The following is a 20,140-nucleotide window of genomic DNA, read 5'->3' on the forward strand; positions in this document are numbered from 1 at the left end:
CTTTATACTTAAAATCAGAGTATTCTTCAGACAAGCTCTATTATACGGAGGTAAGCATGGATATTAAATCAATCAGTATGGACTGTACACGTCCTGAATTCGTGGGAACAGCAGTCCTTGATACAATAGGCCTTGTGATTCCCGGGGTGGACGATGCCCTCCTGAATCAGATGGATGTGGGTACAAGATACCGTTCTCTGGGTGTCTTCAGCTCCCGGACAGGGGCGGCCGGACAGCTCACGGCTATCGATGAGGCAGTGAAGGCCACTAATACAGAAGTCCTGTCCATCGAGCTACCACGAGACACGAAGGGATGGGGCGGCCACGGAAATTATGTGGTACTTGGAGGCCAGGACGTATCTGATGTCAGGCAGGCCATCTCCACTGCTCTGGAACTGACAAATAAATACGCCGGCGAGCTTTATATCAGCGAAGCGGGGCATCTGGAATTTGCCTTTTCTGCAAATGCCGGCCATGTCCTTGAAAAGGCGTTCAACGCAGTCTATGGTCAGGCATTTGGGTTCCTGTGCGGTTCTCCTGCTGCCATAGGCCTTGTCATGGCAGACACTGCCGTAAAGTCCGCAGATGTGGATATTATAAGCTATATGACTCCCAACAAAGGGACAAGCCATTCCAATGAAGTCATTCTGGCTCTGTCAGGTTCAGCCAGTTCTGTAAAAGAGGCTGTCCTGTCAGCCCGCCAGATTGGGCTGGAGCTCTTGATTTCCATGGGAAGTTATCCCAATATCCCTGGCAAACCCTATTTATAATATCTTAACGTGAAAAACCCAGAGAATAAAAACTCTCTGGGTTTCTAAATTCCTGTTTATCTAAAACATATCATTCATCATCGTTCCTGTAAGATCGATCTTCCACTTCCCTTTTTCCTTTATAAGCGGAATTTCCATATCTTCTTTCTCCGCCCCGCTGTCACTGCGGATGACTGACCGCACCTCAACAGTACACTTATTTTCACCTTCATATGTAATATCTTTAACTGTAAGCTCCATAGTAAAGCTGCCGTACTCATCAAGGGCTCTTTCCAGGAGGCCATCTCCTCCTGCCTTGACATAAACCCCCAAAAGTCCTGCGCTTGTACTGTCACAAAGATCAATCAGTGCGTCAACGTCTTTGTTGTTGACTGCATCTTCAAGCTTGCTGATCGTCTTCTCCGGAGTGCTCTTTCCTCCTGTGAAGCTCCAGACCAGAAATCCGATTCCACCGCATATGAGAATTGCACCTATAATGATCAGGGCCAGCACTCCGCCTTTCATGCCTTTCCGCGGCTTATCATCCTGCGGCATATATTCCTGTGCATTTTCCTGACTTTTACGCTTTCCGTGGCCTTTTTTCTGATCTCCCGGCTGGCCATAGGCACCAGGCTGACTGTAGGCATTCTGCTGTGCATACTGACCCCTCTGGCCATTTTGCCCATATGTCTCCTGACCTCCATAGACATTACCCTGGCCATAAACGCCCTGCTGGCCATAGGCATTACTCTGTCCATAAGAACCCTGCCGGTTATACTGCCCTGACTGGTCATAGGTTCCTGACTGGCTGTATTCGTTACCCCGGCCATATGCTCCCGCCTGGCTGTATTCATTTCCCTGACCGTATATCCCGGACTGGCCGTATTCATTTCCCTGACCATATGCCCCTGGCTGGCCATACTGACTTCCCTGGCCATATACTCCGGGACCGTACTGTTCTCCCTGACCGTATGCACCAGGCTGAACATACTGTCCTGCCTGATCATAGGACCCTGGCTGACCGTACTGCCCTGCCTGACCATATGTCCCTGACTGGCCGTACTGTCCCTGATCATAGGCCCCAGACTGACCATACTGTCCTGCCTGATCATAGGACCCTGGCTGAACATACTGTCCTGCCTGATCATAGGACCCTGGCTGGCCATAAGTCCCGGCCTGAACATACTGCCCTGACTGATCATAGGCTCCTGGCTGGCCGTATGTCCCCGGCTGTGTATACATGTCCTGACTCACCGCAGGATCTCCCGCCATACCCGGAGTATACGCCGGATCTCCGGCATAAATGCGTTCCGGTTTGGAAGCCTCCTCTGTATTCACATGCTCCACTCTGTCTGTATCTTCACTGCTCCGGCGGGGCAGCTGGCCAATGATCTTTGTCTCTTCTGCTTCTTCTCCATCCTCTTCCTGACAAACAGAAGCTGCCATCCCGGCCATATCTTCCGCCTGCCAGGGCTCCGCCTCCACCGCCGGAGCTTCACCTGTCTGGGGCTCTTCCTCCACTTTTGTACCGCAGCTGGTGCAGAACCTGGCATCATCATCCAGCTTTTCTCCACACTTATAACAATACATCTCTTTCCCTCCTTTGTCCTCTTTCCAAAAAAGATCATCGTCTCCAGTAAATCAGGTCAACGATGATCTTTTGTTTGCTCTTTAGCCGACGCGCAGCTTAAACTTCCTTATATCTTTCTCAGTGGCCACACGCTCTATCTCAGCGCCGAGACCTCTCAGCTTTTCTTCAAAAGCCTCATAGCCTCTCTGGATATATACGATATCATCCACAATCGTGATTCCTTCCGCTGCAAGCCCTGCAATTACCAAAGCCGCTCCCGCGCGGAGATCCGGTGCACTCACACGGGCACCCGTCAGCTTGTCCACGCCTGTAATGATCGCTGTATTTCCTTCTACCTTAACACTTGCGCCCATTCTGGCCAGTTCATCCACGTATTTGAATCTGTTTTCAAAAATACTCTCTGTCACAATGCTGGTGCCTGAGGCTATAGCAAGTGTGACTCCTATCTGCGGCTGCATATCCGTAGGATATCCGGGATAGGGCAGAGTCTTGATATTCGTATTGCGGAGACGTTTAGAAGCCACAACACGCACTGCATCATCAAATTCCTCGACTTCACAGCCGATCTCCACGAGTTTAGCCGTAGTTGCCTCCAGATGCTTGGGAATAACATTCTTAACCATGACATCGCCTTTAGTAGCCGCTGCCGCAAACATAAATGTACCTGCTTCTATCTGATCCGGAATAATGGAGTACTCTGTCCTGTGAAGGCTCTCCACACCGCGGATACGGATAACGTCAGTTCCTGCGCCTTTTATATTCGCGCCCATACTGTTCAGGAAATTTGCCACATCAACAACATGGGGTTCTCTGGCTGCATTCTCAAGGGTAGTGCGTCCCTCCGCCATAGCAGCTGCCATCATGATATTGATGGTCGCTCCCACTGAAACTGTATCCAGGAAAATATGATTGCCCACCAGACGGTCAGCCTCTGCAATGATAGATCCGTTGCGGATACTAACCTTTGCTCCTAATGCCTTAAATCCCTTCAGATGAAGATCGATCGGCCTGCTGCCGATATTACAGCCGCCCGGAAGCGGTACTTCTGCTCTCTTATATTTTCCCAGCAGAGCTCCCAGCAGATAATAGGAAGCCCTTATCTTCTTGATAAATTCATAATCAACACTGAAGTCTCCGATCATGGAGCCATTTATCTTTACCTTATTTCTGTTTACCCGTTCTACTTTAGCGCCGATCTGGCTGATGGCTTCCAGCAGAACATTGATATCCTGCACATCCGGCAGATTCTCAATCACAATAGTTTCGTCAGTCATGATAGCAGCAGCCAGAATACCAAGCGCCGCATTTTTTGCACCGCCGATTTCCACCTCTCCTACCAGTGGGTTACCGCCTTTGATAATATACTGTTCCATAGGACACCTCGATATTTTTTTATACTCTCCACATCCAATATCTGTCACAAATCTTCAAGTCCGCTCTTGTTGATATTTACCCCTAATGACATACTCCCACCACTTGAATCCTGCGATTCTGAAGCGGGTGTTTCCTACTCAGCAGCCCTTACAGGCTAAGTATCCGTAGGCTATCCCCGTGTGCCCCACGGTTCTGTGTCTGCCCGGTTCCAGGTCTATGCCCTGTGCAGCTATGCACTTAACATCCTGCGCCCTTCCTCACGGATATTAATCCCGGCTTTATATTCCCTGCCGATCCTGCTGCCACACTCATACGTTAAAATACCTAAGCTCTATTATAACCATAATCACTTCTTTTGTAAACAAAAATTAAAATCTTTGTTACAATTTCACATATTTTCCAGTTATGTAAATGTCTTCTTTTTATCTGAATGACTTGTATTTTCCGGCTGTCTCTCTTACAGTCTCTTCTATGCTCAGATCATCCTCCTGAATGGTAATATGAGCATATTTCTCATACAGCGGAACCCTCTCCTGATACAGTTCTCTAAGGGTCTGGCCCTCCCTTAACACCACTCCCCTGTCCTTCAGATTTCCCAGGCGCTTTGTCAGATGCCCATACTCCAGCTTGAGGTAGATCACTGTACCGATCTCCCTTAAATGTTCCATGGCTTCTTTCCCGTAAACCACGCTGCCGCCTGTGGCAATAATGCTTCTCTCCGCCTCTATATGTGCATTTACATCATTCTCTATCTGTATAAAACGGTCTATTCCATCCTGCTCCATAATCTCGTGCAGCAGCCTGCCTTCCCTCTCCTGGATCAAAAGGTCAGAATCTATAAATTTATATCCCAGTACCTTAGCAAGCACTACTCCTACCGTACTCTTGCCCGACCCGGGCATTCCAATCAAAACAATATTCCCCATACCGGCCTCCTTATATCGTATCAACGGATTTATTCTACCATTCACAGCTGTTTTTTTCCATATAATATTTCACAAAATTATCCCGGTACCTCTAAGATTTCTTGTCCGTTTTTCGAACATATGTTATACTTATAAAAAAAACTGGAGCGTGATGGAATGGACCGCATTATATTTCATATTGATGTGAACTCTGCCTATCTTAGCTGGACCTCCGTGCACAATCTGAGAACAGGCAGCGGGCCGGATTACCGCCAGATCCCGGCTATCATCGGAGGCGACAGAGAAAGCCGCCACGGGGTAGTACTGGCCAAATCCCTGCCTGCCAAAGCATACGGAATACATACAGGGGAACCCGTGGCTTCTGCGCTTCGCAAGTGCCCCGGCCTTGTCATAGCTTTGCCTGACCACTCCATGTACAGGCAGTTCAGCCGGGAGCTGTTTGAACTTCTGTATACATATACCCCTGACCTGGAACAGGTCAGTATCGATGAATGTTATATGGAGTTTACCGGAATCTCCCATCTGTATGAATCTCCTGTGGCTGCCGCCCGCCTGATAAAAGACAACATCCGCAATTCCTTCGGCTTTACAGTAAATGTAGGCATATCCTGCAATAAGCTGCTTGCCAAGATGGCCTCAGACTTTGAGAAACCTGATAAAGTACATACGCTTTTTCCGGATGAGATACCTCTGAAAATGTGGCCTCTGCCTGTGGAGGAGCTGTACATGGCCGGGCATTCCTCTGTGGAGACTCTGCACAAGCTGGGCATCCGGACCATAGGTGAACTGGCAGCCACAGATCCTGATCTTCTGGCCGCTCACTTGAAGAGCCACGGGCATACTCTGTGGGAGTATGCAAATGGCATTGACGACAGTCCGGTTGATTCCGGGCCCGGTGAAGCTAAGGGCATCGGAAATTCCACCACTCTGTCAAATGATGTGACTGACAGGGCCGATGCTTTCCTCATTCTTCACACCCTGGCGGAGAGCGTAGCCAGACGCCTGCGCAATGCGCACCAGATAGCCGGCAGCGTATGTGTAGAGATCAAGTACAATACTTTCCAGAGTACATCCAAGCAGATGCAGCTCCCTTCCCCCTTAAATACTGCTGACGGCATATACAAGTCCTCCTGCCTCCTGTTTGACAGGCTGTGGGATGGTTCTCCCATACGCCTTCTGGGGATCAGGTCCTCTAAGCTGCTGGAAGATACTGCTCCGGTGCAGATGAGCCTCTTTGACTATGGCCTGGATCTTTCCAATAGTGACCCGTCCTGCGGCCGTGAGCCGAAGGATAAAAAATCAGCCAAGGACAGCCTTTTAAAGGATGTTCTCCTGGAGGGCAGCCTGAAAAATGAAAAACAGAAAAAGCTGGACAGCGCCCTGGACTCCATCCGAAAACGTTATGGCAGTGATGCAGTAATAAGAGGCAGCCTGCTCCAGGAAGAGAATGAGGAGGCTCAGAAGAAAGAGCGGGGGAAATAGAACTATTTCCTCCGCTTCTGCTTTCTGTGTATGCTTTTAGACTGACCGGCTTTTTTGACCGAATATCCAAAGGTTCCGATCTTTTTGCCCAGTTCCCTGTATTCCCCGTGGGAATACGCCATCAGGCCTGTGGCATTCAGATCGAACCTGCCTTTTTCATCCATATATGCCTCATCTGCATGGACTGCCAGCACTTCCGCCAGAAACATATGGTGTGAGCCCAGCTTTTTTATATCTGTGACCCTGCACTCAACATTTACAGGACATTCCCCTATAAGGGGAGCCTTTACCTTATCTCCCGGCACTGGCGTGAGCTTCATCTCCTTAAACTTATCCACGTCCCGGCCCGATCTCACTCCGCAGTAATCTGTAGCCGCGGCCAGGTCTTTTGTTGTGAGGTTTATCACAAACTCCTTTGTCTCCTCAATAATAGCATAAGAATACCTCTCGGGGCGCACGGATATATACACCATGGGAGGCGCAGTGCAGACCGTCCCTGTCCACGCCACCGTAATTATATTCGGTTTCTCCCCCGGCCTCCCGCAGCTGACCATCACTGCCGGAAGCGGATATATCATGTTGCCTGGTTTCCAGACCTGTTTTCCCATTTGAGCCCTCCTCTACTGCTGCAGCGCATTCATAAATGCAGGTATCAGCTGCTTTTTTCTCGAAACTACTCCCGGCAGTACAACTGAACAGTCCTGAGGTGCTTTGTGGAAAGCCTCTTCCACCAGTTCCTCTGACTCCCCGCCGTAGCACAGCAGCTCCGTGGACTCGTGAATGATATCTGTCAGCATAAAAAACAGCATGGATTCACCGTGGGTACCCAGCGCCTTCTCCAGATAGGGGATGAGCCTCTCCTTTATTTCTGTCAGTTCAGCAGGATTCATGGAATTTATCTGCCCCACTCCGAAGCTGGCTTTATTAAGCTCAAATTTCTTAAAATCCTGATAGAATATCTCCTCGGGGGATTTATCCTTCAGCTTGCTGCCCGCCGCAAACATATCAGTTGCAAAGCTCTCGCACTCTATACCCGCTATCCTGGCCAGATCTGCTGCAGCTGCCCTGTCAGCCGGAGTGCAGGTGGGCGAACGGAACATCAGCGTGTCTGAGATAATAGCAGCGCAGAGCAGCCCTGCGATATTTTCCGGTATCTCAAGCTGCTTTTCCCCATAGATCTGGTACATGATAGTAGCGGTACAGCCGACAGGCTGATTCCGGAAATACACAGGCGCCATAGTCTCAAGAGACCCCAGCCTGTGATGGTCTATGATCTCCAGAATCTCCGCACTCTCAATATTATCCACCGCCTGAGAGGCCTCGTTGTGGTCCACCAGGATGACCCTCCTGCGCTTCATTCCCAGCAGGTTCCGCCTGGATACCATCCCTACATATTTTCCGTGCTTATCCAGGATAGGGAAATCCCTGTACCTCTTCTTGGCCATTATATCTTTGATGGAATCCGTGTAATCATCCAGTTCAAATGTAAGCAGCCTCTCCTTCTTCATGAAGAACTTGACCGGCATACTCTGATTGATAAGGCGCGCCACCGTGTATGTATCATGAGGCGTACTGATGACAGCACAGTCCTTATCAGCGGCCAGCCTGCGTATTGTCTTGGAGACAGGAGCCCCCTCACACACGATGATGCAGCCTGCATTCATCTCAATGGCACACAGCTGTGACTCATACCTGTTCCCCAGGATGACAAGATCATCCTGCTCAATATAATTTTCCATAAGGTCAGGATTTGCGGCTGCCACTACCACCTTCCCCTTCACGAAATACCCATGCTCGTTTCCCTCTACCATGACCCCGTCCAGAGTCTCCAGAATGTTTTTATACTGGGTCCTGGCTGTCGCCAGAATGGCATTGTCATAGACATCCATGTAGGACTGGGCAATGTCACTGATCGTGATAAGCCCTTCCAGGATATTATCTTCCCTTACGATGGGAAGGGTGTTCACATTTTCATTGCGCATAAGATTCCACGCCTTTTTGAGGGAAATACTGTGACTCACCCCCGCTATCCGGCGGATATCCATATCCTTAACTCTTGTCCCTACATTTGGCACATAGCCCGGCGCTTCCATCCCGAACCTGCCCAGCACATACTGCGTCTCTTCACTGATCTGTCCTGCCCGCTTTGCAACGAACCTGCCTTCCTCAGTCCTGCTTTTAATGTCTGCATAGGCGATCGCCGAACAGATTGAATCTGTATCCGGGTTCTTATGTCCGATTATATATACCTTTACTTTTGCGGTTTCTTCCATCTGCCGTCTCCTCTGTCTGCTCTGTTCTAATAACCCCTGGCTTCCTTTCCCTTAACCAGCTCTATAGCTGAGCTGGTGCCAAGACGTGACACTCCCGCATCCAGAAACGCTTCCATATCTTCCACGCTTCTTATGCCTCCTGCAGCTTTTATCTTCACATCAGGTCCTATATTCTCTTTAAACAGACGGACATCCTCAAGTGTCGCTCCCCCGGTGCCAAATCCTGTAGATGTCTTGATAAAGTCTGCCTTTGCATTTGTCACTGCACGGCACATGGCTATTTTTTCATCCTCTGTCAGATAACATGTTTCTATAATAACCTTCAGCACATGTCCGTCTGCCGCTTCCTTAAGCGCAGCGATCTCTTTTTCCACTTTATCAAAGTCTTTATTCTTCACATCACTTATATTTACTACCATATCTATCTCATCGGCGCCGTCAGCAACCGCCTGCCTTGTTTCAGCCACCTTTGCCTCCGTCACACTGTACCCCAGGGGAAATCCCACAACAGTGCATATCTTCAGGCTGTCCTTAAATGCCTCCTTTACCCTGCTTATATAGCAGGGCGGGATGCACACAGATGCAGTCTCATATTCTACTGCCTCCCGGCAGAGTTTCTCTATATCTTCCCAGGTGGCATACGCTTTCAGCTGTGTATGGTCAACATGGTGCAGCATTTCCTTCATCGTCATCATAACATATTTCCTTTCTACTAAATAATCCTGTCCATCCAGTTTCCAGACAAGTATAGCATATCTGCTGCAGGTTTCAAGTCAAAGACTTTTACGGTTACTATTCCCAGAAACACATTTTTGCGGGGTTGAGTACAGTAATCTTTTACGCCTTTATCTCACCCCAGAAGCTGATGCCGCAGATATCTCCTTCTACCCCGAACATATCAAGAACCGTTGCAGCTATATCAGAAAATGACCCTCTTGTTCCAATAGAAACACCTTCCCTAACAGACTTCCCATATGCAAGCATTGGAACGTATTCTCTGGAGTGGTCCGTGCTGGAGGTCCCCGGGTCACACCCATGGTCAGCCGTAATGATGAGCACATCCCCTTCCTTCATCCTCTCCAGAAAAGTCCCCAGCTGTCCGTCAAATTCAGTGGCCGCCCCTGCATATCCGTCAATATCATTCCGGTGCCCGTATACCATATCAAAATCAACCAGATTTACAAAACAGAGTCCTCTAAAATCCACATCCTGCATCTCTATCGTTTTCTCCATGCCGTCACGGTTGCAGGAGATAGGCTCTGTATGAGCAATTCCCTTTCCTGCAAAAATATCATAGATCTTTCCTATCCCAAAAGTATCATAGCCGGCTTCCTGCAGACAGTCCATCATAGTCTGCCCGGTGGGAACCAGTGAAAAATCATGCCTGTTCCTGGTTCTCACAAAATCCGGCCATTCCCCTGTAAACGGCCTGGCGATCACTCTGCCTACTGCATGCTTTCCCTGCAGGATATTCCTGGCTATCCTGCAGTACCTGTATAATTCCTCCACAGGCACGATCTCCTCGTGGGCAGCTATCTGGAATACACTGTCTGCAGACGTGTATACGATCAGACCGCCTGTCTCCATATGCTCCTTCCCATAATCCCTTATCACATCTGTACCGGAATATGGTTTATTGCAGAGAACACCTCTGCCTGTCTGTTCCCTGAACGGCTCCAGCACTTCCTCAGGGAAGCCTTCCGGGTAAGTGGGCATAGGCTCAGGCGAAATGATCCCGGCTATCTCCCAGTGCCCTATGGTAGTATCCTTTCCCATGGAGGATTCCCTAAGTCTCCCATAAGACCCCTTTGGGCTGTCTGTACCCTGTGCGCAAGTCACGCCTTCAATATTAAACAGACCCAGCTCTTTCATATTGGGGGTATCATATCTGTCTGATTTCACTATGGTGGCCAGAGTATTGCTCCCCTCGTCGCCAAAGCTGGCTGCATCAGGAGCCTCGCCGATCCCGAAACTGTCCAGAACAATAATAAAAACTCTGCTTATATCCATTTTCCCATCTCCTTTTAGTTACTACTCACTCTGTGACCAGTAACACGCTCCGCGATGCACAGAAACGGCAAAAAACGCCGTTTCGCGCTGCAAAACTCGGGATTTTCGTGCAAAATGCGCACGAAAACACCTCGCGGGATATTGACGTGTGAATAGTAACCCTTTTTATCTATATCACGTTATAGTTATTTTAGCATGATTTCAGAGGATTATGTAAAAAAATCGTAACTATTCAGCATGACTGTGCATTTACTGCACAGACCGTGAGAACATGATTCAAGAGTGCAGAAATTCCATCGCCGTAAGCTTGTGTGTTTATACCGTGCATGATAGAATGAGTTTAACCAGTCAGGCAAATTTAACTTTGGCACGCTGACCCAGGCATAAATTGCAGGTAACTGCAAAGGTACTGAACAGTTATGGTACTTTTTACAGAGCGGAAAATATGGAGGAAAATAAGATGGAAGTATATGAAAAAAGCTTAGCCGCCTTAAATGAGTTATTTGGCAAAGATTGCTGCTTTGTCCTGGCAACATCAAACGGAAACTGTCCGTCCCAGAGGGTTGTTGACACTTACTGCAGCGAGGGCATATTTTGGATCGTTACTCATGCCCTGTCAAATAAGGTCAAAGATATAAAGGTAAATCCCAATGTATCCCTGTGTAATAATTTTCATATATTCAGTGGAAAAGCCTATTATGCCGGACATCCTCTGGCAGCGGAAAACAAAGAGATACGCCAAAAGCTGATCCATGAATTTGAACCCTGGTATTTTGCACATAATAATGAGGAAGATGAAAATATGTGCTATGTAAAAATTGAATTAGAGGAAGGTTTCTTCCATAAAGACGGAACAGGATATAAAGTCAGTTTTACAAAAAAGGAAGCGAAAGAATTTCCCTTTTCCCCTCAGATTGAAATGACAAATGTAAATTAAAACGCATTCCACTGGATGTACAAAAAGAAAAATACGAGGAGATTAAGGCTGCCGCCAACGCTGCTGGTGAGAAAGTCAATGGTTATATTAAAAAGGCTATTGACGAACGAATGGAGCGAGATTTCAAATAATACAATAAAGTTTTTAATTTCGGCTGGACTTACAAGCTTCACAATCTCCACGCGCATGTAACTGTTAAACTGCTATCATGAAAGGACGTGTTATAATGCCACTGCCACAGGAAAAAATTTACACCATTGATGATATCTATGCACTGCCAGAGGGGGAACGTGCCGAACTGATTGACGGCCGGATTTACTATATGGCACCGCCCAGCAGGACTCAGCAACGTATTATCAGCAAATTAAACCAACTTATAGCTAATCATATTGATATCAAAAAAGGTGATTGTGAAGTATACCCCGCCCCCTTTGCCGTATATCTAGATAAAAATACCCACACTTATGTTGAGCCTGACATATCTGTTATCTGTGACAAAAATAAATTGGATGATAAAGGCTGTAAGGGTGCCCCTGACTGGGTGATAGAGATTGTATCCCCTGGCAGCAGACGCATGGACTACGCAATCAAATTATTCCAGTATCGCTCTGCAGGAGTCCGGGAATACTGGATTGTCGATCCTGAAAAAAATAGAATTATGGTCTGGAGCTTTCAACCAGAAGACACCACAGAATATACATTTTCTGATTCTGTAAAAGCGGGTATCTATGATGACTTATTTATCGACTTCTCGCAACTGAATATCTAACACATAGCCCTGCATTCAATTGCGGGGCTTTAAAGTGCAGAGAATCCATTTCACCGCCTCAGGCATACATTTCTTATAGGATTTTAAATGGTCCGCTCCCGATCTGCCCTGTTAAATCCGCAACACCCAATATCCCAATCATAAAAATTGCATTTCATGTCATGCGGTGTCAGCGCATACAGTAATTGATTCTTCCCGGACAATACACTGTGGATCGTATCCAGTGAATACCGCTTTAAGGGTATCCCTTCTTTTTGGGCAAGCTTCACCATCCTGTGCGTGATATAATCATCACTTCCCACTGCTACGTTCTTAATGCTTCTGTATACTGGCAGAGGGTAGCAATTCCTGCAGATCAGCCCGTCACGGTATATATGCTTTTCCAGTCTATTTAACGCCATAAAAAAAGAGCCTGCGAAAATCCCGCAAACCCTTATTATCCCTATAAATGAGGAGTGCCCCGGCGTCTGGTACACCGAGGCTATTATGAAAAAATTTATCTATATGTGTAATGAAAACATTACGCCATAAACCTTATTTAATTGTTATCTTCTCTCTTTGAAGATGTTTAAAGTATAACAACCATTTGTGAACATTTCGTGAACTCTAAGTTAATTTATTGTGAAATTAACGAAAAACAGGTCTGAATCGGACCTGTTTTTGTCAATTTACACCTATACTTCTATAATCTCCCTGGTCTGGCCTGTAACCAGCTGCGCCTCAGGATCAAAGCTTGATCTTTGCAAATAAGGAACCCAGATTTGTGGAGATGCTCTCTGACTCAGGAAGATCATACACCTCTTCCTGGATCTCCTCAGAAGCCACATCGTTTAATGCCTTCATGCTCAGGCTGAGCTTACCGTCCTTGACAGCAATGACCTTTACCTTCACCTTATCTCCCACTGTGAGGACAGAAGCAGGAGTCTTGATCCTCTTCTCACTGATCTGTGAAATATGTACAAGACCGGATAATCCATTCCCCAGATTAATAAATGCTCCGTAAGGCTGGATGCTCTCTACCACACCCTCTGTAACAAGGCCAACCTCCACATTTGAGATTTTTGCCTTGCGCTCCTCATTGGCTTTCGCCCTGAGGATCTCTCTGGCTGAGAGCACGAGTTTTTTATCTTCCTCATCTGCTGTGATAACCTGTACCTGTATCTCTTTTTCAAGCCAGTCTTCCAGCTCTTCCACATACTCCAGTGAAAGCTTGGAAGCAGGAATAAACCCTCTGATTCCTTCCAGATAAGCCACTACTCCGCTTTTAACTACTCCGCCGACTTTGACATTCAGAACAGTCTTTTCTTCCATATATTTCTTCAGCCTGTCCCAAGCCAGTATATCATTTGCCTCTTTTGCAGACATAAGTATATGTCCTTCACCGTCATCCCTTTTAATGACAGTAGCTGTGATCTCATCACCCACATGTACATCTTCCTTCAGGTTAAAGGACGGATCACTTGAATAATCCTCCAGGCGGATGATACCGTCTGTGTAATACTTCAGGTCAAGGATGACGGATGACTCAGTCACGCCAATGACTGTACCTGTCATAATATCTCCTTCGCTGATTTTCTTAAAGGATGCTTCCAGCTCATCCTTAAAGTCTTCCATTGTCTCTTCCTTTTCCTGAACAGGTTCCGCCGCAGCCTCACTTACTTCCTGTACTGCTTCTGCTTCATTTACTTCTGTTTCATTTAATTCTGTTTCCTGGCCTTCCAGCATTTCTTTTACTTCTTCTGACATCTTTCTACCTCCTATTTTTCAATCCCATTTCTTGCAGGCTGTCCCTGTGAATATGGGTGTTTTATCTTTTTAATCTCAGACACATAATCAGCCGCCTCTATCAGTCTGGCATCCGGTGTATTACCCGTAAGTATGACTTCCAGATCCTCCGGTTTCTCTTTCAAAAAATCCAGTACCAGATCTTCATCCAGAAGCCCTGCGCTGATCGTATATATCGTCTCATCTAAAAATAAGACCTGATAATGCTCACGGACCGCCATTTCGGTGACCATTTTAAACTGCCCGGCGTAAAACTTCTTTCTCTCCTGTTTTTCATCCGCTGTGAGCTGAAAGCTGAACTTCTCGGACTCAAGCCCGTCCACCAGAGTTATGTTCTCCACCTTCTCAAGAACATTGCGCTCACTTGTCTTATTATTCTTCATAAACTGATAGATCAGGACCTTATAGCCGAATCCTGCCGCCCGGATACAAAGACCCATTCCCGTGGTTGTCTTGCCTTTGCCGTCCCCATAATAGATATGGACCAGCCCCGTTCCTTTTTTCATGTCCCCCTCCTGCTGCGCCTGCTCAAAATTTTTACATTTCCTATTATAACCTATGAACGCCCGTTTTGCACAATAAATTTCTTATAAAATTCTGATTTTTTGCATCTTAACACGCTTTATGTTTCGATGCAAATTTTTATATTTTGATGTTTCAAAGTTTCTGTGCTATAGTAAAAAGTTCGCCTGTCATACAAAGAAACTCCGTTCATGTCTTTATGACAATCCCCGAGTCTCTAATAAGCGATTCTGTTTGGTTTTGTTACCTCATTATCCACAGCAGTCTTTGTTTTAGAACAATTTTTCCACCACAGATTTAGACGTAGCCTCATTATTGAGTTTACACATCTTGAAATTTCGTTCATAGAACTCCTGATACAGCAGATCTATCAGATACAGCTGGCTCATCTTTGCCTTCATGGAACCGCCCTCCAGAGGGCCTTCATCTGAACCGCACAGCAGGATCGCATCTGAATACACCGTCAGGGGCGATTTCTTAAAGTGTGTGATACAGGCTATCTTTGCTCCTGCCTCTTTCGCCACCTTTGCCACATGGATATTATCCTTTGTGGCGCCTGAATAAGATATGATTATAATAAAATCATCTGCATTTGTCATAGAAGCTGCCATTGCCTGCATATGAGGATCGGTAATGCACGTTACTTTATTTGTAACACGGAGAAATTTATTTCTCGCCTCCTCCGCCGTAAGAAGGCTGTCCCCGATCCCAAAAAAGTATACACGCTTGGCAGAGTCGAACATATCAAGGACTTTGTCAAAATTGTCACGGCTGAGAAGCATATATGTCTCTTTTATCGCTCCCAGATGCAGCTCCATCACCTTCTCCGCCATAATGCCAAAGCTGTCAAGATCGCCGGGGCTTGACGTCACAGCCTGTTTATTCTGAGGGCCGCTGGCTCCCTGGCTGAGAAACATCCTCATCTTAAATTCCTGATAGCCCTGCAGCTTCATGGTCCTGCAAAAGCGGTATACACTGGTATCACCCACTTTACATGCATCGGCCAGATCTGTTATTGACATATACAGAACCTTACTTTGATTCTTGATCACAAAGTCCGCCACCTTTTTTTCAGCCTTCGTGAATTGATTATAGGAAGCCTGGATCTGCAGTATGAAGTTATCACTATCCACCCTATCACCTCTTTATTCGTGATTTTTTTCCCACACTTTCTCCGCTATCTTTACTGCGCCTAAAATTCCTGCCTTATTCTCCAGTGCCGCCTGCTTTACAACAACATTATGATAGCTTTTCATTATATGATTATACAGGATTTCACGTATTTTATCCAGTATATATTTCTGGGACATTACGCCGCCTCCCAGTATGACACAGGAGGGATTAAAAATATGTATCAGGGTGGAGAGTCCATATACCACCTCCAGTATCCAGGCATCCACCACACTCTTTACCTTTTCTTCTTCCAGCCGGGCAAATATCTTCCTCCCTGAATCCAGAGCCGGGTCCAGCTCTGCTGCCCTTCTTACAAGAGCTGTCGCTGATGCGTACCGCTCATAGCAGCCGCTGAAGATGTCCTCCCCAGGCCTGCGTTCTCCTGCCCGGACAATCATTGCCCCGAATTCTCCTGCGGAAAAGCTGCTTCCTCTATATATTTCCCTGTCTATGACCACAGCTCCCCCCACACCTGTACCGTAGGTGAGGCACAAAAAGTCTTTTTCTTCCCTTCCTGCCCCAAACCATGCTTCACCCAGGGCCGCCGCATTTACATCATTCTCCACAGCGGCTGGAACTTTAAATTCCTTTTCAAATATCTCCTTAACCTTCATTCCTGTGTAGCCCGGTATATTTTCATTAGCATAGCGTATGACTCCCTTTTGGGAATCTACCTGGCCTGCCGTGCTGATCCCTATACAGTCTATCCCCCGGAAGCTGCCCGTGATTTCCAGAGCCTTCTCTATCACATGAGCTCCGCCTCTTTCTGCATGGGTTTCAAACTCTTTTACCTCTGACAGGACTCCATTATTATATTCAGCGGCCTTGATTGACGTGCCGCCAATATCCAGTGCTGCTATCTTCATTAAGACTCCTCCTCACTGCCCTCCCGGCAGGCAGATACTTTTATGACACATTTCTTCAGATGACGGTCAGGGAGTGCTGCCACTCCCGGCATATGCGGCTCCCCGGCCATACAGATAATAAAACGCCCCTCCCCCATTATACAGGAGGAAGCCTCCTCACACTCAATTGTCCCAAAATCCGTCTCCGCGTTGAACTCCCCCGCGGCTCCCTTTAAAGGACTCCCTATCCTAATGATTTCCGTGCCTTCTATATCAATCTGGATATCCATATATCTCTTATGTATTTCGTAACTGCCTGCGCCCCCGCCTGCCTCTGCCTCCATCACATTGGCAAAGACATCATCGCCTGAAATAGCTGTTCTCCCGTCGGGAAGCCCTGCTAGGTCATTTTCTTCAATAAACGCGACTGCAATATCCAGCCAGTGGGATATCCCCTTATAACGCCCTATATTTGTAATTTTATCATAGATCATAAACTTTTCCTCCAATTTTACAAAAAGAGACTACCGCTATGCAATAGTCCCCTTTGTTTTTTCTTTTTAGCCCTTTACAGCCCCCATGGTGATACCCTGGGTAAAATACTTCTGGAATAACAGGAATACTGTAACAATAGGAACCGCCGCCAGCGCCGCGCCGGCCATTATAAGGCCGTAGTTGGTGGACAGCTCTGCCTGAAGCGTGGCAACTCCAAGTGCAATTGTCAGGTTCTTCCTTGATGAGAGCATGACCAGCTGCATGAAGTATTCGTTCCATGTATTGATAAAAGTAAAAATTGCGAGAGCCGCAAATCCCGGCTTGACGATGGGGAATGCAATGCTGGCAAATGTACGGAACTCACCACATCCGTCAATTCTGGCAGATTCCAGCAGCTCTCCCGGGATATTTTCACTGAACTGTTTCATCAGGAAAATACCAAAAGGCCATCCGATCAGAGGCATGATCACAGCCGCCAGAGTGTCATGGAGATTCATCATGCTGATAAGCCGCACCAGAGGTACAAGTATGACCTGCTTTGGCAGTGCCATCGCCATAATAAATACGCCAAACAATATCTTCTGCCCATAGAATCTCTTCTTCGCAAGGACATACCCGGCCAGAGAGGATATGAAACAGACTGCCAGCATAGTGATCAGACTGATCAATACACTGTTTAACAGCCACTGGAGCGCCGGATTCTGCACGATCAGCCTCTCAAACTGCTCTATCGTGGGCGCTGAAGGGAACCACTGGGGCGGTATGGATACGGCATCTGCCTGGGTTTTAAAGGCGCCCGTCATAATCCAGTAAAAAGGAAAGACAAAGATTACTGTCAGGACAGCCAATATAATAGTTGAAACAACGCTAAACGGAGTCAGTTTCTTCTTCATGTTTTGTCTCCCCTTTCTAATATTCTACATCGCTTCCCAGACACTTAAACTGGACGAAGCTGATGATACCTATTACAACTGCAAGAAATACTCCCATGGCATTTGCATAACCGTAATCTGACAGATTAAATGCCTTCTGGTACAGATAGAACATGATGGTCGTTGTTTCATGGTTGGGGCCGCCCGATGTCAGCAGCTGTATCAGTGAGAAGCACTGGAAGGAATTAATTGTTGTTATAACTACAATGTACAGGGTCGTGGGCAGAAGACTTGGCCATTTGATCTTCCAGAACACCTGGAATTTGTTTGCCCCGTCCACCTCAGCCGCCTCCACCAGGGATTTGTCAATATTTCCCATGGCAGCTATGTATAAGATAATTGGCTGGCCTACTGCTGTGGTCAGCAGGATAATGATGATAGCCATAAGTGCATACCGCTTATCGCCCAGCCACATAATATTCGAATTAATAAGGCCGCCTGCCTTCATAACATAGTTTAGAATGCCGGAAAGCGGATCGTATACCCATTTCCATACCACAGCAACTGCTACGGTACCTGTGACAACCGGCAGAAAAAATACACAGCGGAAAAAAGATCTTGTAAATGCACTGCGCTCATATGTCTGGGAAGCTACAAACAGCGCAAAGATAACTACGATGGGGACTGACCCGACTACAATAATGAGAGTGTTCCTGAGAGCTTTTAAAAAGACGGCATCCTGAAACATCTTCACATAATTGTCCACCCCGATAAAGTCGAACTCAGTCATGCTATATTTAAATAAGCTGGTAAATATCCCCATCCCCATGGGAACCAATACAAATACGATAAAAAACAGTAGGGCCGGAGCCAGAAACATGTAGGAAACCATCGTCTCCCTCAAGGCCAGCTTATGTGATGTCTTTTTCATATTTTCCCTCCAATTCTATGATTATGTCTGCTCTCTTTAAAGCAGGGTGCTCCCGAAGGAACACCCCTCAACCCTTAAATACTCTGGTTTTTATTTAGCAGCATTTTTGATGGCTTCGTCTGATTTCTGTACAAAATCATCTGCTGCCTCCTGCGGCTCCTGGTCACCGTTCATGATTGACTGAAGCATCGGGAACCAGTATGTCCTCATCTCTGCAAATCCATCGATAGTGTTGTAATACGGTGAGTAGTATTTTGTCCAGGAAGCAAGTGTTGCCATCCTCTCGTCACCATAGAGATCGCCAAAGGATTCACGTACAGGGAAGGATCCGCTTCTGACAACATCCTTCGGTCCCCATTCCGGATCATCACAGAGGAACTGGAGGAATTTCTTGGATGCATCGATTTTAGCCTGGTCGCCATTATCAAAGATGCAGAATCCATTTACAAGGTACTCTAATTCAGGAACACCATCATCTGACGGGAACGGAACTTCAATAAATTCTACCTTGCTGGCTTCTAAAAGAGCTGCCTGTGTACCTGGCTGTGCCGGGGACCATAACAGTGTGAATGATGTCTGGCCGTTTGCAAAGTTCTGGATATCATCACCGCCGTTGTATGCGGAACCGTTCATAAGAAGCCCATTGTCAACAGCATCTTTAATATATTCAAGTGCTTTCACGCCTTTTTCGTCATTAACTGTATACTTTGTAACCTCCGGGTCCGTGATGGAGCCGCTGTATAAGTTGGCAACAAATGCTCTTGTACCCTGGTCTCCGCCCTGGCCGCTGGCAAATACAGAGCCGGGATTATAGCCTTTGTCATGAAGTGCTGTAATAACAGTTGTGAAGTCATCTGTTGTCCATCCTTCTTTGATCAGGTCAGCCACGCCTGCATCCTCTGCCATTTGTTTGTTAAATGCCATATAGAAAGGAGCGGAGCTTAACGGATACATATATGCCGTATCCCCTGCCTTGCAGGACTGCAGCAGTGTGTCATTATTTACATCTTTCACAAGCTCATCTGTGAACATGTCACTGATATCTACAAGTTTTCCTGATTTTCCATACTCGATGATACGGCCGGGAGCGTCAAATAATACATCACAGATCGTGCCTCCCTCGATGGCAGCTATGATCTTTTCCGGTCCTGATGTGAAGTCGATAGTTTCCAGCTTAACTGTGATATCCGGATTCTTCTCTTCAAAAGCAGCGATTACCTTCTGCTCATATGTTCCGGCGCCATCGCTAGCATTTTCCTGTGTAAATGTGGGGAATGCCCACCAGGTGATCTCTACGGCGTCTCCTGATGAACCGGCCGCATCGGCTTTCACCACTGCTGATGTGAGTGATAACGCCATTGTACAGGCAAGCATCGTAGCAATAACTTTTTTCTTCATACTTCTTT

At 46.8% G+C, this 20,140-nt stretch carries 20 protein-coding genes; 4 read left to right on the plus strand and 16 right to left on the minus strand.

Features of this window, described 5'->3' with window-relative positions:
• Nucleotides 1–56: 56 nt before the first annotated feature.
• Nucleotides 57–770, plus strand: coding sequence for a microcompartment protein PduB (gene pduB / locus NSB28_RS16970; RefSeq protein WP_109747653.1), 714 nt, complete (start codon nt 57–59; stop codon nt 768–770).
• 60 nt (nt 771–830) lie between these two features.
• Here the strand turns inward: pduB and NSB28_RS16975 are convergent, their stop codons facing one another.
• The 3 genes from NSB28_RS16975 to NSB28_RS16985 all read right to left on the minus strand — a co-directional run bounded on the left by NSB28_RS16975 (nt 831) and on the right by NSB28_RS16985 (nt 4,640).
• Nucleotides 831–2,339: a zinc-ribbon domain-containing protein gene (locus NSB28_RS16975; protein WP_109747654.1), complete on the minus strand. Its 1,509-nt coding sequence runs from the start codon at nt 2,337–2,339 to the stop codon at nt 831–833.
• 81 nt (nt 2,340–2,420) lie between these two features.
• Complete coding sequence (locus NSB28_RS16980) at nt 2,421–3,713, minus strand: UDP-N-acetylglucosamine 1-carboxyvinyltransferase (RefSeq protein ID WP_109747655.1); 1,293 nt, start codon at nt 3,711–3,713, stop codon at nt 2,421–2,423.
• A 423-nt stretch (nt 3,714–4,136) separates the two neighbouring features.
• Nucleotides 4,137–4,640 carry a shikimate kinase gene (locus tag NSB28_RS16985; RefSeq protein WP_109747656.1) on the minus strand — a complete coding sequence of 168 codons (504 nt, stop codon included), beginning with the start codon at nt 4,638–4,640 and terminating at the stop codon, nt 4,137–4,139.
• Nucleotides 4,641–4,796: 156 nt separating this feature from the next.
• On the opposite strand from NSB28_RS16985, the gene NSB28_RS16990 reads away from it, so the two are divergent.
• Entirely contained in the window at nt 4,797–6,122 is a 1,326-nt protein-coding gene (locus NSB28_RS16990) for a DNA polymerase Y family protein (protein ID WP_109747657.1), read from the plus strand.
• A gap of 2 nt (nt 6,123–6,124) precedes the next feature.
• Here the strand turns inward: NSB28_RS16990 and NSB28_RS16995 are convergent, their stop codons facing one another.
• From NSB28_RS16995 to NSB28_RS17010, 4 genes are all read right to left on the minus strand, one after another.
• Nucleotides 6,125–6,730 (minus strand): flavin reductase family protein, encoded by a 606-nt coding sequence (locus NSB28_RS16995; protein ID WP_109747658.1) that lies wholly within the window; start codon nt 6,728–6,730, stop codon nt 6,125–6,127.
• 12 nt (nt 6,731–6,742) lie between these two features.
• Nucleotides 6,743–8,395: a putative manganese-dependent inorganic diphosphatase gene (locus NSB28_RS17000; protein ID WP_109747659.1), complete on the minus strand. Its 1,653-nt coding sequence runs from the start codon at nt 8,393–8,395 to the stop codon at nt 6,743–6,745.
• 26 nt (nt 8,396–8,421) lie between these two features.
• On the minus strand, nt 8,422–9,087 hold the full coding sequence (gene deoC, locus NSB28_RS17005) for a deoxyribose-phosphate aldolase (protein WP_109747752.1): 666 nt from the start codon (nt 9,085–9,087) through the stop codon (nt 8,422–8,424).
• A gap of 145 nt (nt 9,088–9,232) precedes the next feature.
• The gene (locus NSB28_RS17010) at nt 9,233–10,405 is read right to left on the minus strand and encodes a phosphopentomutase (protein WP_109747660.1); all 1,173 of its coding nucleotides are present in this window, start codon (nt 10,403–10,405) and stop codon (nt 9,233–9,235) included.
• 460 nt (nt 10,406–10,865) lie between these two features.
• Between NSB28_RS17010 and NSB28_RS17015 the strand changes: the two genes are divergently transcribed.
• Together NSB28_RS17015 and NSB28_RS17020 are read left to right on the plus strand one after the other, a co-directional pair.
• Entirely contained in the window at nt 10,866–11,342 is a 477-nt protein-coding gene (locus tag NSB28_RS17015; RefSeq protein WP_109747661.1) for a pyridoxamine 5'-phosphate oxidase family protein, read from the plus strand.
• Nucleotides 11,343–11,568: 226 nt separating this feature from the next.
• Complete coding sequence (locus NSB28_RS17020) at nt 11,569–12,111, plus strand: Uma2 family endonuclease (protein WP_109747663.1); 543 nt, start codon at nt 11,569–11,571, stop codon at nt 12,109–12,111.
• A gap of 83 nt (nt 12,112–12,194) precedes the next feature.
• Here the strand turns inward: NSB28_RS17020 and NSB28_RS17025 are convergent, their stop codons facing one another.
• From NSB28_RS17025 to NSB28_RS17065, 9 genes are all read right to left on the minus strand, one after another.
• Complete coding sequence (locus NSB28_RS17025; RefSeq protein ID WP_109747664.1) at nt 12,195–12,512, minus strand: hypothetical protein; 318 nt, start codon at nt 12,510–12,512, stop codon at nt 12,195–12,197.
• 325 nt (nt 12,513–12,837) lie between these two features.
• Nucleotides 12,838–13,857, minus strand: a complete 1,020-nt coding sequence (locus NSB28_RS17030; protein WP_330665392.1) for a S1 RNA-binding domain-containing protein — start codon at nt 13,855–13,857, stop codon at nt 12,838–12,840.
• Between the two features lie 11 nt (nt 13,858–13,868).
• Nucleotides 13,869–14,402, minus strand: a complete 534-nt coding sequence (locus NSB28_RS17035; protein ID WP_109747665.1) for a cob(I)yrinic acid a,c-diamide adenosyltransferase — start codon at nt 14,400–14,402, stop codon at nt 13,869–13,871.
• Nucleotides 14,403–14,690: 288 nt separating this feature from the next.
• Complete coding sequence (locus tag NSB28_RS17040) at nt 14,691–15,551, minus strand: MurR/RpiR family transcriptional regulator (protein WP_109747666.1); 861 nt, start codon at nt 15,549–15,551, stop codon at nt 14,691–14,693.
• Nucleotides 15,552–15,563: 12 nt separating this feature from the next.
• A complete protein-coding gene (locus NSB28_RS17045) occupies nt 15,564–16,457 on the minus strand; it encodes an ROK family protein (protein WP_109747667.1) in 894 nt (297 codons plus the stop codon).
• Entirely contained in the window at nt 16,457–16,930 is a 474-nt protein-coding gene (locus NSB28_RS17050) for a NanQ anomerase/TabA/YiaL family protein (protein ID WP_109747668.1), read from the minus strand. Before NSB28_RS17050 ends, NSB28_RS17045 begins: the two co-directional genes overlap by 1 nt.
• A gap of 66 nt (nt 16,931–16,996) precedes the next feature.
• A complete protein-coding gene (locus NSB28_RS17055) occupies nt 16,997–17,824 on the minus strand; it encodes a carbohydrate ABC transporter permease (protein ID WP_109747669.1) in 828 nt (275 codons plus the stop codon).
• A gap of 16 nt (nt 17,825–17,840) precedes the next feature.
• Nucleotides 17,841–18,734 carry a carbohydrate ABC transporter permease gene (locus NSB28_RS17060; protein ID WP_109747670.1) on the minus strand — a complete coding sequence of 298 codons (894 nt, stop codon included), beginning with the start codon at nt 18,732–18,734 and terminating at the stop codon, nt 17,841–17,843.
• A gap of 90 nt (nt 18,735–18,824) precedes the next feature.
• On the minus strand, nt 18,825–20,132 hold the full coding sequence (locus NSB28_RS17065) for an ABC transporter substrate-binding protein (protein ID WP_109747671.1): 1,308 nt from the start codon (nt 20,130–20,132) through the stop codon (nt 18,825–18,827).
• Nucleotides 20,133–20,140: the final 8 nt, after the last annotated feature.

Origin of the sequence: Murimonas intestini (genome assembly GCF_024622195.1) — a bacterium.
In the GTDB taxonomy this organism is placed as follows: domain Bacteria; phylum Bacillota; class Clostridia; order Lachnospirales; family Lachnospiraceae; genus Murimonas; species Murimonas intestini.